Genomic DNA, 15,610 nt, shown 5'->3' with positions numbered 1-15,610 from the left:
GCCCAAACGTGACCAATTATTCCGAAAAACTACTTTTTCCTTGACCGATTACATAAACATCGTGATCCTAGTGGTGGAGTCGTGTCCGTGTCTTGGGGGAGGAACCCGGATATCGAACGCGCCGACACACCTTTATCCATCGTCACCGATGAACCGAATGGAAGATGTTATGAACGCAACTCCCCTGATCGCCCCGCGGAGGTTATTTCAGACCTCCGCCGCGATCATAACCGCGAGCGCCCTCCTGGTCGCCGCCCCCCTCGCCGCCCAGGCCGAGACAGCCCCGACCACCGTGACCGTGGCGGCGGAAGCCTCCATCCAGGCGGCCCTGGACCTCGTCGCCCCGGGCGGCGTTGTGACCCTCGAGGCCGCAACCTTCACCGAGGACCTGCGCATCACCCGCCCCGTGACCCTGCGCGGCACGGCCGGGACCGTTCTGCAGGGCGTGCGCTCCGGCAAGAACATCGATATCACCAATACCACGGGTGTCACCATCGAGAACCTGCAGCTTGAGGGTAACCCCGCGGTGAATTCCACGGGCATCGACGCCAACGGCGTGCGGGACCTGACCCTGCGCAATCTTGAGGTCTCGGATTACGCCAAAAACGGCATCGCGATCACCAACCGCTTTAGCTCCGATTCCGCGGTCACCTCGGCCGATATCACCATCAGCGGCGTCACCTCCGCGGATAACACCTGGGCCGGACTGGCGTTTTATACCAAGAGCTCGCGCGGTGTCGAGGTCGATATCAATAACGTCGCTTTCGCCGGCAACAACTCTTTCTACGGCAATGCCTATAACCTGCAGTTTGGTGACCCGGGCAATACCGCTAAGGTCACCGGCGCCGCGGGCGGAGCCGTCTCCCTCGCCGGAGTCACCGTGGGAGCCCGCTCCTCGGACGCGCTCGCCTCGATCTTTGTGACCGATAAGAGCACCGTGGCCGCCACGGCCACCACCAAGCTCCGGACCGGCACGGGAACCCGCGCGGTCTCCCTCTACGACCTGCCCGGCGGAGTCACCCTGAACGCCGATTCGATCGCCGTGCCCGCGGGCAAGTCGATCCAGCGCGCGCTGGATGCCGTGAACAGCGGCGGCACCGTGAGCGTGGCCGCCGGCACCTTCGCCGAGGACCTGAACATCACCCGCCCCGTGACCCTGCAGGGCGCCGCGGGAGGAGCCACCGTGCTCTCCCCCGTTGCCGCCAATAAAAACATCGCGATCACCGATGTCACGGGCGTGACCGTGCGCGATCTCACCCTCGCGGGCAATGCCGTAAACGCCAGCGGTATCGACGCCAACGGCGTCGCCACCCTGAACCTGAGCGATCTGAAGCTCTCGGGTTATGCCAAAAACGGTATCGCCATCACCAACCGCTTCGCCCCGACCAGCGCCGTCACCTCGCGGGATGTGACCCTGAATAACGTCACCTCCGTGGATAACGCCTGGGCCGGTGTGGCCCTCTATACCCGCAGCTCGCAGGGAGTGAACGACGATATCAACAACGTTCTCTTCACCGGCAGCAATACCTTCGCGGGTAATAAATATGACGTGCAGCTCGGCGATCCCGGCAATACCGGTAAGGTCACCGGCGCCAACGGCGGACCCGTACACCTCGGCGCCGCGACCCTCGGCCTCAAGCAGAACGTCACGCCCGAGCAGGCGTCGATCTTTATCGCCGATGCCAGCGCCGCAACCGTGGATGCCGCCGCCCAGCTGCGCACCGCGGCCGATAGCACCCGCAAGATCACCGCGGCCGACCTGCCCGGCGGAGTCACCCTGATCGGTGGCGTTGTTGAGAAGGCCAAGACCACGCTGAGCGCGGTGGCCGGAAGCGTCTCGGTCACCGTTAACTCCTCGGTCACCGTGACCGGCACCGTGACCCCCGCCGTGGACGGCATCGTCTCCGTCCGCATCGCCGATAGCCAGGGCCCCGTCCGGACCGTCCCGGTGGTGGCCGGCGCGTTCAGCGTCTCGTTCCCGTTCCCCACGGCCGGCACCTATGCCCTGGCCGCGGAGTTCACCCCGAGCGATGCCGCGGCCTATGAGGGCTCCTCGGCACGGACCGCCACGATCACCGTGACGGCCCCCGTTGTGGTTGCGCCCCCGGCACCCGCCGCGGACTCGGCCGGGCTGGACCGCCTGATCGCCGAGCAGAAGCTTGATGTGGCCGCCGCCACCGCGAGCTTTGTGGCCCCGGCCGGCGTCCTGCTCAACTCGCTGAACTTCAAGACCCTGTTTTCGGGCAACCTGCCCTGGGCCGCCGAGGACACCGAGGTTGACGTCTTTGCCTATTCCACGCCCCTCTACCTGGGTACCTTCCCGGTGGTCAACGGCCAGGTTGTCCTGACCGATGTTGACCTGTCGGCCCTCGAGGCCGGCGGACACCGCCTCGTATTCCAGGGCAAGCAGTCGGGCACGGTTGCCGTGATCGCGATCCGCAGCGCCGAGGGCACCCCCGTGGTTGTCACCAAGCCCGGCACCACGGTTGTGAAGCCCGGAACCACCATCACCAAGGCCGGCGGCTCGCTGGCCCACACCGGTAGCGATGCGGGTTCCTTTGCACCCGTGATTGCGCTCACGCTGCTGCTCGGCGGGGCCGCGGTCCTGCTGCGTCGCCGCACCCGGGCCTAAGCGCCCATAAGAAGGGCCCGGTACCGTTCGCGGTACCGGGCCCTTTTGGTTGCGCTAGGAGGCCAGCAGCCCCAGCGCCGAGACGGCCTCGCGCTCGGCCTCCAGCTCCGCGACCGAGGCATCGATGCGGCCGCGCGAGAACTCGTCCACGGAGAGCCCCGGAACGATCTCCCAGGCGCCGTTCACGCTGCGCGCGGGGAACGAGGAGATCAGGCCCGCGGGCACACCATAGGAGCCGTCCGAGACCAGCGATACGCTGGTCCAGCTCTCGCCCGGGGTACCCCGCACCCAGTCGCGCATATGATCGATTGCCGCGGAGGCCGCACTCGCGGCCGAGGACAGCCCGCGGGCCGCAATGATCTCGGCACCGCGCGCGGCAACACGGGTGATATAGGCATCGCGGGCCCATGCGGGATCCACGCTGGCCAGGGCGGGAACGCCGCCGATCGTGGCATGGCTCAGATCGGGATACTGGGTGAGGGAGTGATTACCCCACACCGTGACGCCCTCCACCTCGGCCACGGGAACCCCCGCCTGCGCCGCGAGGATGCCGCGCGCGCGGTTATGGTCCAGCCGGGTCAGGGCGGTAAAGCGCGAGGCCGGGATATCCGGGGCATTGCGCTGCGCGATCAGGGCATTGGTATTGGCGGGGTTACCCACCACGATCACGCGCACATCATCCGCGGCATGATCGTTCAGGGCGCGCCCCTGCGGGCCGAAGATCCCGCCGTTGGCCTCAAGAAGATCCGCGCGCTCCATGCCGGCGGTGCGCGGGCGGGCCCCCACCAGGAAGGCCTGGTTCACGCCATCAAACGCCGAGGCGGCATCGGTATGCACCGAGACGTCCTCGAGCAGCGGGAATGCGCCATCGATCAGCTCCAAAACCGTGCCCTCCGCGGCGGCGGCACCCTGCGGAATCTCCAGGAGTCGCAGCCGCACCGGCGTATCGGGACCCAGGAGATCCCCCGCCGCGATGCGGAATAGTGCCGCATATCCGATATTTCCTCCGGCGCCGCTCAGGGCGATAGTGACCGCTTTTTTGCTCATGCCTCCGAGTCTAAACACGATCCCCCCAAAAATGTCCTGTTACGGTCGGTTACGGGTAGCCCGGCGCGACGCGCGCGCGATGCCTACCCTGGGGATATGTCCACCACGCTGCCCGCATCCCCCGCCTCCCTCTCCGCGCCCGAGCCCGAATTGCAGGCGCTCCTGGCCGAGACCCGCGCCTTCCCGGCCCCGGCCGAATTCGCCGCGACCGCCAATGTGGACGGCACCTGGAAGGCGCGCGCGGATGCCGATCCCGAGGCGTTCTGGGCCGAGCAGGCGCGGCGCCTGGACTGGGCCACCCCGTGGCACACCACGCATACGTGGGAGCCCGTGCGCGAGCTCGCGGATGGCACGCTGAGCGTGCCGCGCGCAGAGTGGTTTGCCGGGGGCACCCTGAATGTCGCGGTGAACTGCGTGGACCGACACGTGGCCGCGGGCCGCGGGGATAAGGTGGCGCTGTATTTTGAGGGCGAGCCGGGCGATCGCCGCGAGATCACCTATCTTGAGCTTCAGGAGGAGGTCTCGCGCGCGGCCAATGCCCTGACCGAGCTGGGCATCGGGCGCGGTGACCGGGTGGTCATCTATCTGCCCGTGATCCCCGAGACCGTGGTGGCCACGCTCGCGGTGGCCCGGATCGGGGCCATCCACTCGCTCGTTTTTGGCGGCTTCAGCGCCGAGGCCCTGCGCTTCCGGGTGGAGGATACCGGGGCCAAGCTGCTGATCACCACGGACGGCCAGTTCCGCCGCGGCAGCGCGGTGGCCGTGAAGGCCAATGCCGATGCCGCGGTCGCCGGGGTGGATAGCATCGAGCATGTGTTGGTGATCCGCCGCACCGGCAGTGAGATCGACTGGACCCCGGGCCGGGATATCTGGTGGCACGAATCGGTCGAGCCCGCCTCCCCCGTGCACAACCCCGAGTTTTTTGACTCCGAGAACCCGCTGTTTATCATCTATACCTCGGGCACCACGGGCAAGCCCAAGGGGCTTGTTCATACCTCGGGTGGCTATCTCACCCAGGCTGCGTTTAGCCACTGGGCCGTTTTTGATGCCAAGGACAGCGATGTGCACTGGTGCACCGCCGACCTGGCCTGGGTCACCGCGCATACCTATGAGATTTATGGGCCGCTTGCCAATGGCCTGAGCCAGGTCATCTATGAGGGCACCCCCAATACCCCGCATCCCGCGCGGCACCTGGAGATCATCGAGCGCTACGGGGTCACCACGTATTACACGGCCCCCACGCTGATCCGCACGCTGGCCACCTGGTTCCCCGATGGGCTGCCGCCCGAATATGACCTCTCCAGCCTGCGCCTGCTGGGCACGGTGGGTGAGGCGATTAACCCCGAGGCCTGGGTATGGTTCCGGGAGAACTTCGGGCGCGGCGAGCTGCCGATCGTGGATACCTGGTGGCAGTCCGAGACCGGTTCGGCCATCCTCGCCCCGCTGCCCGGGGTCTCCACGCTGAAGCCGGGCTCGGCCACGCGCGCGCTGCCGGGCGTCAGCGCGATCATCGTGGACGAGAATGGCGCGCGGGTGCCCTACGGTTCCGGGGGCTATCTGGTGGTGGACCGGCCGGGCCCGGCGCTCGCCCGCACCGTATGGGGCGATCCGGAACGCTATCGGGATTCCTATTGGACGCGCTTCCGCGAGCAGGGCTATTTTTTCTCGGGAGACGGCGCAAAATGGGATGCCGAGGGCGATATCTGGGTGCTCGGCCGCGTGGACGACGTGATTAACGTCTCGGGCCACCGCCTGTCCACGATCGAGATCGAGTCCTCGCTGGTCGCGCATCCCGACGTGGCCGAGGCCGGCGTGGTGGGCGTGCACGATCCGATCACGGGTCAGGCGATCGCCGCGTTTGTGATTCCCGCGCGTAATGCGCCGGGGGCCGCGGCCGATGGCCTCGAGGACCCGGCCGCGTGGAACGCGCGGGCCGCCGCGCTGCGCGAGAGCCTGCGCGCGCATATCGGCACGCAGATCGGGCCGGTGGCCAAGCCGCGCGATGTGATCGTGGTGCCCGATCTTCCCAAGACCCGCTCGGGCAAAATCATGCGCCGACTGCTGGTGGACATCGCCGATGCCCGCCCGCTCGGCGATGTCACGAGCCTGCAGGATGACACGGTTCCGGAGCGCATTAAGCGCATCGTGGACGCGCGCTGATAATGCGCCGCGCCTAGCCCGCGGGCGACTCCGGGCACGCGGCCGCGGGATCGGTATCGTTCATGAGCTGGCTCACGCGCTGCGGGGTCAGCCGCAGCAGCCGGGCGATATCGGCCTGGCTGAGCCCCTGCTCGGCGAGCGAGCGCAGGGTATCCCGGCGCAGGCGCGCGGCCTCGATGATCTCGGCGCGGCCGCGGGCCTCGCGCTGATTGGCCTCGGCCCAGATTCCGGCGGCGGCACCGGGAAGCTCAATCGCTGTCCTCACCTCAAGCGTGCACGGCTCCACGGCGAGGTATTCGCCGGCGATCTCCGCGGCGATCTCGGGGATCTCGCGGATCGAGGGCGATTGCCCACCCGTGTTGAGCTCGGGGATATCGATCTGCCACCAGCGGCCGCGGCGGCTCGCGGTGGCGCTGAGAACTCGGGAGGTAGAGGGGATGGTCATGGGGGTCCTCTCGCGTCCCGGGGCGGAACGCTCCCGTCGATCGTACACGCTTTTTTGGCACGCAATCCAGGGCCCCTAGACGCCGCCGGAAAATCCCGCGCAACTTTTTTGGACTTCCGGGAATACCCAACCCCGTGACGGGGGTTATTACCCGTGTACCCCGGGCCTTGCGGTCGCAGACTCGCCCGGTATGTGCACCGCCTCCGCGTACCGCACCGCCCCTCGAAAGGAACCTCCCGCATGACCATCACCGATACCTCCCGCCACGCCCAGACCTCGGCCCCGATCAGCCAGGTACTCGCCGCCCGCTGGAGCCCGCGCGCCTATGTTCCCGAGGCCATCATCAACGAGACCACCCTGACCGCCGCCCTCGAGGCCGCGCGTTGGAGCCCGAGCGCCAATAACAGCCAGCCCTGGCGGTTCATCCTGGCCCGCCGCGGCACCGAGTCCTTCCAGAAGGTTGTGGATGCCCTCGTGGGCTTCAACCAGGCCTGGGCCCACCGCGCGAGCGTCCTGCTCGTGGCCGTGGCCGAGCCCACGGATGCCGAGGGCAACGCCCAGCCCTGGGCCTATTACGACCTCGGCCAGGCCGTGGCGCACTTCAGCGTGCAGGCCCATAAGGACGGCCTGTTTGTTCACCAGATGGCCGGATTTGACGGTGCCGCCCTGAGCACCGCGTTCTCGCTTGAGGAGCGCCTTGTGCCCTTCACCGTGACCGCCGTGGGCGAGCTCGCGGCCCCCGATACCCTCGAGGACGGTTTCCTGCGCGAGCGCGAGACCGCCCCCCGCGAGCGCAAGGCCCTCGCGGATATCGTCATCGTTAACGACTAAGGAATCCCCATGGCCCTCCTCCCGAATCACACCACCCGCCCCGCGCGCGCCGTGCGCATGTGCCTGCGCGGGCTGGCGCTGCTCCGGCTGCGCCTCGTTCTGATGAGCGTGGGCCTCACCCGGCTCGGGATGCACCGGATCGAGGCCGATTTTGCGGCCATCGAGGCGCATCGCGAGGCCGCGGCGCGTGCCGCCGAGGCGCCGCGGTTATGCCCCGCCGCCTAGCCTAAAACGGCCGTCGCCCACGAGTGTGGGCGGCGGCCGTTTTATTTAGGCGAGGGTCAGGAAGAGCTTTTCCAGTTCCGCGAGGCTCAGCGCATCGGGATCGGAGGTTTCCCCCTCGGTCACGCACTCCTTCAGGGCCTCGGTCACGATCGCAAACCCCGCGCGATCCAGCGCGGCGGTGCACGCGGAGAGCTGGGTAATCACGGTGCGGCATCCGGCCTCGGCCTCCACCGCGGTGATCACCGCGGCCAGCTGGCCCTGCGCGCGGCGCAGCCGGTTCAGGATCTTCCGGCGGGCCTCATCCTCCGCGGGCGACTGCCCCGGGCCACTCATTCCGCGCCGCCCGGGCCCGCGGCCACCGGCAGCCCGGCCTGGGACCAGGCCCCCATGCCACCGAGGACGTTCACGGCCTCGATTCCGCGCTGCTCCAGATAGGCAACGACGCGCGCGCTGCGGCCTCCCGCGGCACAAATAATATAGAGCGGGCCCTCCTCGGGCAGCTCGGCCTCGCGCTCCATGAACTGGCTCATCGGCAGCAGCGTGACCCCGGGTGCCACGCCCTGGGCATGCTCCTCGGGCTCGCGCACGTCGATGATGGTTTTGTCGAGGCCAAGTGCGGCCAGTTCGGTGACGGTGATTTCCTGCATATTCTGATTCCTCACGATGGGAGACGGGATTAGGGGGTCTGCGGCCTCGCCGCGGCGAGGGCGTCCACGCCGGCCCGCCAGGTGACATAGCCTCCGTCCAGGTTACGCACCTCGCGGCCGAGCTGCGTCAGCAGGCGCTGCGCCGTATGCGCACCCTGGCCCACGCGGCAGTGGATGATGAGCGGCCCGGGCGGCAGCGTGGGCTCAACCTCGCGCAGCATTTCCACGGGCACATGCCGGGACCCGGGCACGAGGCCCTCGGCGAGCTGGGCCCCGCCGCGCACATCGAGGAACGTGGCGCCGGTGTCCAGGGCCGCGGCCAGCTCGTGCCATTGCAGCGTGGGATCGGCCCCGAGCGTCTGATTGCCCGCGATATAGCCGAGCATATTCACGGGGTCCTTGGCCGAGCCAAATTGCGGGGCATAGGCCAGCTCCAGGTCGGCGAGCGCGCTCGCGGTCACGCCCGCGGAGATCGCGGTGGCCAGCACGTCGATGCGCTTATCGATCCCGTCACGCCCCACGGCCTGGGCCCCGAGGATGCGGTCGTTCCCGGGGTCCACCAGGAGCTTCAGCGATATCGGTTCCGCGCCCGGATAATAGCCCGCGTGGCTGGCCGGGTGGGTGTGGATGATCCGCGGGACGATGCCCCGCTCGCGCAGTTCGCGTTCGTTCCAGCCCACGGCGGCGGCGGCGAGGCCGCGGAATTCCACGATTGAGGTGGCCAGTGCCCCGCGCTGGTGGGCGTCCAGCCCGGCGATGCGATCGGCCACGGCGCGGCCGTGCCGATTGGCGAGCCCGGCGAGGGGAATCAGCCGGGGCTCGCCCAGGATCAGGTCGGTTTTTTCGGCGGCGTCCCCCACCGCATAGATATGCGGGTGGCTGGTGCGTCCGGTGGAGTCCACGCGGATGCCGCCGGTCACGCCAATTTCCAGCCCGGCGGCCGCGGCGAGGCCGGTTTCGGGGCGCACGCCGATCGCCGAGACGATCAGCGCGGCCTCGACCCGGGAGCCATCGGAGAGCAGGAGCCGCCCGTCCTCATAGCCGATCGCGGTGGTATTAAGGCGAAGGTCCACCCCCGCGGCCCTCAGGTGGGCGGCCACGGGGCCGGCCATCTCGATATCCAGTGCGCGCAGGATCTGGCCGCCGCGCTGCACGAGGGTCACGTCGAGGCCGCGCGCCCGCAGGTTCTCGGCCATCTCCACGCCGATGAATCCGCCGCCGAGCACCACGGCGCGGGAGCCGGGGGCCGCGGCGGTGATGGCTGCCTGCAGCGCATCGGTATCGGCGATATCGCGCAGGGAGAGGAGCGCGGCGGGGTCCAGCCCGGGGATGTTGGGCCGCACGGGCGCGGCTCCGGGGGAGAGGATCAGGGTGTCATAGCCCTCCTCGGCGAGCGCGCCGGTGGCGAGGTTGCGCACGCTCACGGTGCGCCGCCCGGGGTTGATCGCCACGGCCTCGTGCCGCACGCGCACGTCGAGCCCAAAGCGCCGCCCGAGCCCGGCGGGGGTCTGCGGCAGCAGTGCGTCCCGCTCCTCGATTACGCCGCCGAGATAATACGGGAGCCCACAGTTCGCGAAGGACACGTGTTCCCCGCGCTCAAGCACGATAATCTCGGCGGTCTCATCGAGGCGGCGCAGGCGTGTGGCGGCGGACATCCCGCCGGCCACCCCGCCGATAATCACGGTTCTAGACATACCCCCTAGGGTATACCACGCGGGGGCGAGACGCGAGGAAAAGTGCTGCGGGCGCTCGCGATCGCACCCCGGGACAGCAAAAGCGGGGTGCCGCTCCCCGAGGGAAGCGGCACCCCGCCGGGTAGTGCCGGGGGCTAGGCGCCGACCGTGAGGGTATCCCCGGACTCGGCCAGGCCCACCTGCACGGTATCGCCATCGCGAATCGAGCCGTCCAGCAGCGCGGTAGCGAGCCGGTCGTCGATCTCCTTCTGCATCAGGCGACGCAGCGGGCGGGCACCATACATCGGGTCATAGCCGCGCTCGGCGAGCCAGGCCCGCGCATCCGGGGTGACCGCGAGGGTCAGCCGGCGCGAGGACAGGCGGCGCTGCAGGCGATCGATATAGAGCTCCACGATCTGACCGAGGTCGGCCTCGGTCAGGGCCTGGAACACCACGATATCGTCGAGGCGGTTCACAAACTCGGGCTTAAACGCCTGCCGGACCGCCTGCTGCACCGCGGCCTCCTTGGTGTCCAGGTCCAGCGTCGGATCGATCAGCACCTGCGAACCCAGGTTCGAGGTGAGGATCAGGATCGTATTGCGGAAGTCCACCGTGCGGCCCTGGCCATCGGTCAAGCGGCCGTCGTCCAGCACCTGCAGGAGCACGTCAAATACCTCGGGGTGAGCCTTCTCCACCTCGTCCAGGAGCACCACCGAATACGGGCGGCGACGCACGGCCTCGGTGAGCTGACCACCCTGCTCATAACCCACGTATCCGGGCGGGGCACCCACCAGCCGGGAGACCGCGAATTTCTCGCCGTACTCCGACATATCGATGCGTACCATCGCCTTCTCGTCGTCAAAGAGGAACTCCGCAAGCGCCTTGGCCAGCTCCGTCTTACCCACACCCGTGGGTCCGAGGAACATAAAGGAACCCGTGGGACGGTTGGGATCGGAGATTCCGGCCCGGCTGCGGCGCACCGCATCGGCCACCGCGGCCACGGCCTTCTTCTGGCCGATCAGGCGCTTTCCGAGCTCACCCTCGAGGTGCAGGAGCTTCTCGGTCTCGCCCTGGAGCAGGCGCCCCACCGGGATGCCCGTCCAGGCGGCAATCACCGCGGCGATATCATCGGAGCCCACCTGGTCGTTCACCATGCGCTCCCCGTGGCTCTCGGCGCTCTCCGCCGCGGCGAGCTCGCGCTCGATCACGGGGATCTCACCGTAGAGCAGCTTCGAGGCCTTCTCCAGCTTGCCCTCGCGCTGGGCGCGATCGGCGTCGATGCGGGCCTGATCGAGCTTTTCCTTGAGCTCACCCACGCGGTTAAGGCTCTTCCGCTCGGCCTCCCAGCGCTCCTGGAGGCCACGCAGGGTCTCCTGGCGCTCCTTGAGGTCGGCGCGCAGATCCACGAGGCGCTGCTTCGAGGCGTCGTCCTTCTCGCGCTTGAGCGCAAGCTCCTCCAGCTTCAGCCGGTCCACGCTGCGGCGCAGCTCGTCGATCTCCACGGGGGCGGAGTCGATCTCCATGCGCAGCCGGGACGCGGCCTCATCGATCAGGTCGATGGCCTTATCCGGCAGCTGACGCGCGGGGATATAGCGGGCGGAGAGCGATGCGGCGGCCACCAGGGCGGAATCGGCGATCGTGACCTTATGGTGCGCCTCATAGCGCTCCTTGAGCCCACGCAGGATCGCGATGGTGTCCTCGACCGAGGGCTCGCCCACATAAACCTGCTGGAAGCGGCGTTCCATCGCGGCATCCACCTCGATGTACTGGCGATACTCGTCCAGCGTGGTGGCACCGATCAGGCGCAGCTCACCGCGGGCGAGCATGGGCTTGAGCATATTGGAGGCCGCAACCGACCCCTCGCCCGCGCCCGCGCCCATCAGGGTGTGCAGCTCATCGATGAACGTGATGATCTGCCCGTCGGCGTCGTTAATCTCCTTAAGGACCGCCTTCAGGCGCTCCTCAAATTCGCCGCGATATTTGGCCCCGGCCACGAGGGCTGCCAGGTCCAACGAGACGATCTGCTTGCCCTTAAGTGAGTCGGCAACATCGCCCGCGACGATGCGCTGGGCGAGGCCCTCAACCACGGCGGTTTTACCAACGCCGGGCTCACCAATAAGGACGGGGTTGTTTTTGGTGCGCCGGGTGAGCACCTGGCTCACGCGGCGGATCTCGGCGTCGCGGCCGATGACGGGGTCGAGCTTGCCGGTGGCGGCAATCTCGGTGAGGTTAACCCCGTACTGTTCGAGCGCGCTCTTCATTTCTTCCTGGGGTGGCTGCTGACCTGGCTGCATATGTTTTACCCTTTCGCTCGTGTACGGGGGCCCCGGAGCGGGGCCCTCGCGGGGTGCGCCGGTCCGGCGCTACCCCAAAAGTTGAGTGTTGATGACTCAAGTTTACCTCGCGCGGGGCGGAAATACCAGATCCAAAGCTGTATGATTTCTGAGAATTTCCTGGTCGGGGCTTGTTTTTAACGCGACTCGCGGCAAGGGCGCCCGCACATACCCGGGATGCGGGCCGTCACACCGGTTCCGCGCACCATAAACCCGCACCCGCCCGCCCCGGCGCGGAATTATCCCCGATCAAATCGGGGAACACGCCCACCAAACGCGACGGGGGTTTGCTTTCCTCGCGTAGGTTTGTTGTAATCGGTTCGGGCGTGTCCCTAGTTCGGGGTGCGCGAAATCCGGCGCACCAGCAGTTGCGCCGAAAAAGAGCCCCTGCTGGAAGGAACCACTCGTGAGAGCACGTACCCGCGTCGGCGCGGTCACGATCGCCCTATTTGCGCTGATCGGCACCCTGGGGGTCACCACCCCCGCGTCGGCCGCCGGAGACTACCCCTCCTGGGAGGACGTCGAGCGCGCCCGCCAGAACGAAACCTCCGCCGCGGCCGAGGTCACGCGCGTCGAGGGCCTGATCGAATCGCTGAATAACACGGTGGCCGAAACGCAGTCCGCCGCCAATATCGCGGCCAATGAGTTCCAGACCGCCGATGCCAATGCCACCCAGGCCGAGATCGAGTCCAACCGCCTCGCGAGCGAGCTCGAGACCGCCACCGCCGCGGCCGAAACCTCCGCGGGCCAGGTCGCCGTGCTGATGGCCAAGATGGGTCGCGGTACCGGCTCCTCCACCTCCCTCGAACTTCTCGCCGATCCCGGGGCTGCCGATGACGCGCTCTATAAGCTCGGCGCCATGACCAAGCTCACCACGCGCTCCACCGAGGTGCTGGAAAAGGCCAAGCAGGACGCCAACCTCGTCACGAGCCTCAACGACCAGGCCGAGGTGGCCACCGGCATCCTGCAGCAGGCCCGCGATGACGCTTCCGCCTCGCTGCAGCGCGCGACCGACACCGCCAACGCCGCCCAGGCGGCCGTGGCCGAGCAGGAGGCCAATCAGGGTCGCCTGATCGAGCAGCTCGCCTCGCTTAAGGGCACCCGCGTCGAGGAGGAGCAGCAGTACGCCGTGGGCGTGGCCGTTCGGGCCGAGGAGGCCCGCAAGCGCGCCGAGGAGGAGGCCCGCCGCCAGGCGGAGGCCCGCGCCGCGGCAGCCGCCGCGGCCGCGGCAGCCGAGGCCAATAAGCCCCGCCCCGGTACCGGCGGAGGTGGCGGAGGCGGCGGAGCCGTGACTCCCCCGCCGCCGCAGACCGGAAACGGCACCGGCACCTACTTCGCCCCGTCCAGCTCCGGCTGGTGGCGCCCCGCGCCCGGTGGAATCACCTCGTGGTACGGCCCGCGCCCCGTGATGTGCCCCAACGGCTGCTCGGTTCCCTTCCACGCCGGCCTCGACTTCGGCGGCGCGAGCGGAACCCAGATCAAGGCAGTACAGGCCGGAACCGTCATCTTTGTGGGCAACGCCGGAGGCTTTGGTAACCGCGTGATCGTGGACCACGGCGGCGGAGTGCACTCGGTCTACGGCCACCTCAGCGGCTATAACACCCGCGTGGGCGCCCAGGTCGCCGGCGGCCAGGTCATCGCCTATATGGGCATGACCGGTGTGGCCACCGGCCCGCACCTCGACCTCAAGATCGAGATCAACGGACGTCATACCGATCCCGCCGCTTTCCTGCGGGCGCGAGGCGTGCGGATCTAGCCCTCCCAGAAAAAACCCGGTTCCCCCTGAGGGGAACCGGGTTTTTTATTTACTGGGGAACCGTGGAGACGTTCACCGTGAACTTCGGATTGCGCCCGCGCTGCCGGGTGGGCCCCACCAGGGCCTCGAGGGCCCCGCGATAGCCCAGGTGCGAGTTATATACCGTCCATAGCTCGCCGCCCGGGCGCAGCACGCGCGCCGCCTCGGCAAAGAGCTCGCGGGCCAGGCCCGCATGCACCGTGGCCCCGGTATGGAACGGCGGGTTCAGCAGCACCAGGTCCACCGAATCGCTCGCGACCTCGGAGAGCCCAATATCGCGCTGCGCCGTAATCCGGTCGGCAAAACCATTTGCCTCCGCAGTCGCGGCGGTCGCTGCCACCGCATCCGCGGAAATATCGCTCGCAATAATCTTCAGTTCGGGGCGGGCAGCGGCGAGGCTCGCCGCCACCAGGCCCGTGCCGCTGCCCAGATCCACCGCGAGGCGCGCCTCGGGGGCCATCTCCGGGATCAGCTCCAGCAGGCAGCGCGTGCCGATGTCCAGGGTGGCGCCGGCAAACGTGGCCCCGCCCGCGCAGACCCAGAGCCCCAGCTCATCCAGATAGGCGCGGCTGGGCTCGGCGGGCGATACCTCGCGCGGGCCCGAGGCGATCAGCAGGCGGGACTTCTGCCGCGCCAGCGAGGCGTGTACCGAGGTAAAGGACTCCTCGAGGATGCCGTTCATCGCGGGGCTCAGGTGCTTAATGCGCCCGCCCGAATACACCACCACGTCGGGGGCGGCAAATGCGGCAATCAGCCGCGCGATCTCGTTCAGCGCGGCGAGCTGACGCGGCAGCTGCACCAACACCACGCGGGCCCCGGCGATAAGCTCCGCGGTGAGCGGCAGCGAGCGCACGCGCCCGGTCAGCCCCGCGCGATGCGCGTTGCCCTCGAGCGCGTACTCGCCAATCAGCGAGTCCTGATGCACCCGGATACCGCTCAGGCCGTGGGCGGCCGCGGCCCCGAGGGCCAGCGCACCGTAGCGGTCGCCGATCACCACAACATCCTCGCCGGAATCCACCGCGCCGAGCGCGGCGGCGGCCTCATCCAGAATGAGGCGGTCACTCGCATCGGCCGCGTGCAGGTTTTCTTCCTCCACATCGGGGAAGCGGCGGAGGGCGGAAAAATCGAGGTCGATCGGGGAAAGTTTCACCCGTACAGACTACCGTCGGGGCACCCCGCACGGGCAATCGCGCATTAGCGGCCGCGGCGCTCCCCGGGCTCAATCGCGCGCTGCACGCGGGCGAGTCTGCCCGTGCGCTGCGGGGCGTCTTCCTCGGCTGCGGCACGCGGGGAACGGCCCGGGCTCCAGATCATCATTTCATTGCGGCGCTGGGCGCGCATGCCGTGGCGCAGGCTGATCACATCGCCCTCGGTTCCCGCGGCAAAAACGCGGCGGCCCGGGCTCTTCAACATCTCCGAGGCGAGCGCATGCTCGAGCTCGCGCACGCGCTCGGTGAGCGTATCCACCTGGTTTTCCAGCGTGAGAATGCGGGCGATGCCCTCGAGGCTTACCCCCTCGGCGGAGAGCCGGGCGATGGTCTTAAGCTGGGCGATATCGCGCATCGAATAGCGGCGGGACTTACCCGCTGTGCGCGTGGGGCGGACCAGGCCAATGCGATCGTATTGGCGCAGCGTCTGCGGGTGCATGCCGGCCAGCTCGGCGGCCATGGCGATGGCAAATACCGGTGAGTGCTCGTCCATCAGATGTGCTCCCTCCCGGCCTGCCCGGCCGATGATCGATTTCGCAAAAGTGTGTCACCCAAAAATTGGGAATTACCCGGTGGCCGGGGCGCGGGAATGATCCGCGTCCCGGCCACCGGGT

The 15,610-nt window shown here is 68.3% G+C and carries 13 protein-coding genes; 5 read left to right on the top strand and 8 right to left on the bottom strand.

Features of this window, described 5'->3' with window-relative positions; genetic code table 11:
- Nucleotides 1–169: 169 nt before the first annotated feature.
- Nucleotides 170–2,632, top strand: coding sequence for an LPXTG cell wall anchor domain-containing protein (locus tag KXZ72_RS10295; protein ID WP_226080842.1), 2,463 nt, complete (start codon nt 170–172; stop codon nt 2,630–2,632).
- A 54-nt stretch (nt 2,633–2,686) separates the two neighbouring features.
- Here KXZ72_RS10295 and KXZ72_RS10290 read toward each other — a convergent pair whose 3' ends face one another.
- Nucleotides 2,687–3,679 carry a malate dehydrogenase gene (locus KXZ72_RS10290; protein ID WP_226080841.1) on the bottom strand — a complete coding sequence of 331 codons (993 nt, stop codon included), beginning with the start codon at nt 3,677–3,679 and terminating at the stop codon, nt 2,687–2,689.
- 96 nt (nt 3,680–3,775) lie between these two features.
- Between KXZ72_RS10290 and acs the strand changes: the two genes are divergently transcribed.
- Nucleotides 3,776–5,839 (top strand): acetate--CoA ligase, encoded by a 2,064-nt coding sequence (gene acs / locus KXZ72_RS10285; RefSeq protein WP_226080840.1) that lies wholly within the window; start codon nt 3,776–3,778, stop codon nt 5,837–5,839.
- 13 nt (nt 5,840–5,852) lie between these two features.
- Here acs and KXZ72_RS10280 read toward each other — a convergent pair whose 3' ends face one another.
- On the bottom strand, nt 5,853–6,284 hold the full coding sequence (locus tag KXZ72_RS10280; protein ID WP_226080839.1) for a hypothetical protein: 432 nt from the start codon (nt 6,282–6,284) through the stop codon (nt 5,853–5,855).
- 240 nt (nt 6,285–6,524) lie between these two features.
- On the opposite strand from KXZ72_RS10280, the gene KXZ72_RS10275 reads away from it, so the two are divergent.
- Entirely contained in the window at nt 6,525–7,115 is a 591-nt protein-coding gene (locus KXZ72_RS10275; protein ID WP_226080838.1) for a nitroreductase family protein, read from the top strand.
- Between the two features lie 9 nt (nt 7,116–7,124).
- On the top strand, nt 7,125–7,340 hold the full coding sequence (locus KXZ72_RS10270) for a hypothetical protein (protein ID WP_226080837.1): 216 nt from the start codon (nt 7,125–7,127) through the stop codon (nt 7,338–7,340).
- Nucleotides 7,341–7,385: 45 nt separating this feature from the next.
- Here KXZ72_RS10270 and KXZ72_RS10265 read toward each other — a convergent pair whose 3' ends face one another.
- The 4 genes from KXZ72_RS10265 to KXZ72_RS10250 form a co-directional block, all read right to left on the bottom strand.
- Nucleotides 7,386–7,673 (bottom strand): metal-sensitive transcriptional regulator, encoded by a 288-nt coding sequence (locus KXZ72_RS10265; RefSeq protein WP_226080836.1) that lies wholly within the window; start codon nt 7,671–7,673, stop codon nt 7,386–7,388.
- Complete coding sequence (locus tag KXZ72_RS10260; RefSeq protein WP_226080835.1) at nt 7,670–7,987, bottom strand: rhodanese-like domain-containing protein; 318 nt, start codon at nt 7,985–7,987, stop codon at nt 7,670–7,672. Before KXZ72_RS10260 ends, KXZ72_RS10265 begins: the two co-directional genes overlap by 4 nt.
- Nucleotides 7,988–8,016: 29 nt before the next feature.
- Nucleotides 8,017–9,681: an FAD-dependent oxidoreductase gene (locus KXZ72_RS10255; RefSeq protein WP_226080834.1), complete on the bottom strand. Its 1,665-nt coding sequence runs from the start codon at nt 9,679–9,681 to the stop codon at nt 8,017–8,019.
- A 134-nt stretch (nt 9,682–9,815) separates the two neighbouring features.
- Entirely contained in the window at nt 9,816–11,954 is a 2,139-nt protein-coding gene (locus KXZ72_RS10250) for an ATP-dependent Clp protease ATP-binding subunit (RefSeq protein WP_226080833.1), read from the bottom strand.
- A gap of 445 nt (nt 11,955–12,399) precedes the next feature.
- Between KXZ72_RS10250 and KXZ72_RS10245 the strand changes: the two genes are divergently transcribed.
- A complete protein-coding gene (locus KXZ72_RS10245) occupies nt 12,400–13,749 on the top strand; it encodes a M23 family metallopeptidase (RefSeq protein ID WP_226080832.1) in 1,350 nt (449 codons plus the stop codon).
- 49 nt (nt 13,750–13,798) lie between these two features.
- On the opposite strand, the gene KXZ72_RS10240 is transcribed toward KXZ72_RS10245, so the two are convergent.
- Together KXZ72_RS10240 and KXZ72_RS10235 are read right to left on the bottom strand one after the other, a co-directional pair.
- Nucleotides 13,799–14,938: a class I SAM-dependent methyltransferase gene (locus KXZ72_RS10240; protein ID WP_226080831.1), complete on the bottom strand. Its 1,140-nt coding sequence runs from the start codon at nt 14,936–14,938 to the stop codon at nt 13,799–13,801.
- A gap of 44 nt (nt 14,939–14,982) precedes the next feature.
- On the bottom strand, nt 14,983–15,489 hold the full coding sequence (locus KXZ72_RS10235; RefSeq protein WP_226080830.1) for a heat shock protein transcriptional repressor HspR: 507 nt from the start codon (nt 15,487–15,489) through the stop codon (nt 14,983–14,985).
- Nucleotides 15,490–15,610 lie beyond the last annotated feature (121 nt).

This window comes from Mycetocola spongiae (assembly GCF_020424085.1).
Taxonomy (GTDB): Bacteria; Actinomycetota; Actinomycetes; order Actinomycetales; family Microbacteriaceae; genus Mycetocola; species Mycetocola spongiae.
This window is presented reverse-complemented; position numbering and strand designations above follow the sequence as displayed.

What these genes read in the sequence shown, in the direction of transcription:
- KXZ72_RS10295 (WP_226080842.1), top strand. Translation starts at nt 170, where the DNA reads ATGAACGCAACTCCCCTGATCGCCCCGCGGAGGTTATTTCAGACCTCC.
- KXZ72_RS10290 (WP_226080841.1), bottom strand. Translation starts at nt 3,679, where the DNA reads ATGAGCAAAAAAGCGGTCACTATCGCCCTGAGCGGCGCCGGAGGAAAT.
- acs (WP_226080840.1), top strand. Translation starts at nt 3,776, where the DNA reads ATGTCCACCACGCTGCCCGCATCCCCCGCCTCCCTCTCCGCGCCCGAG.
- KXZ72_RS10280 (WP_226080839.1), bottom strand. Translation starts at nt 6,284, where the DNA reads ATGACCATCCCCTCTACCTCCCGAGTTCTCAGCGCCACCGCGAGCCGC.
- KXZ72_RS10275 (WP_226080838.1), top strand. Translation starts at nt 6,525, where the DNA reads ATGACCATCACCGATACCTCCCGCCACGCCCAGACCTCGGCCCCGATC.
- KXZ72_RS10270 (WP_226080837.1), top strand. Translation starts at nt 7,125, where the DNA reads ATGGCCCTCCTCCCGAATCACACCACCCGCCCCGCGCGCGCCGTGCGC.
- KXZ72_RS10265 (WP_226080836.1), bottom strand. Translation starts at nt 7,673, where the DNA reads ATGAGTGGCCCGGGGCAGTCGCCCGCGGAGGATGAGGCCCGCCGGAAG.
- KXZ72_RS10260 (WP_226080835.1), bottom strand. Translation starts at nt 7,987, where the DNA reads ATGCAGGAAATCACCGTCACCGAACTGGCCGCACTTGGCCTCGACAAA.
- KXZ72_RS10255 (WP_226080834.1), bottom strand. Translation starts at nt 9,681, where the DNA reads ATGTCTAGAACCGTGATTATCGGCGGGGTGGCCGGCGGGATGTCCGCC.
- KXZ72_RS10250 (WP_226080833.1), bottom strand. Translation starts at nt 11,954, where the DNA reads ATGCAGCCAGGTCAGCAGCCACCCCAGGAAGAAATGAAGAGCGCGCTC.
- KXZ72_RS10235 (WP_226080830.1), bottom strand. Translation starts at nt 15,489, where the DNA reads ATGGACGAGCACTCACCGGTATTTGCCATCGCCATGGCCGCCGAGCTG.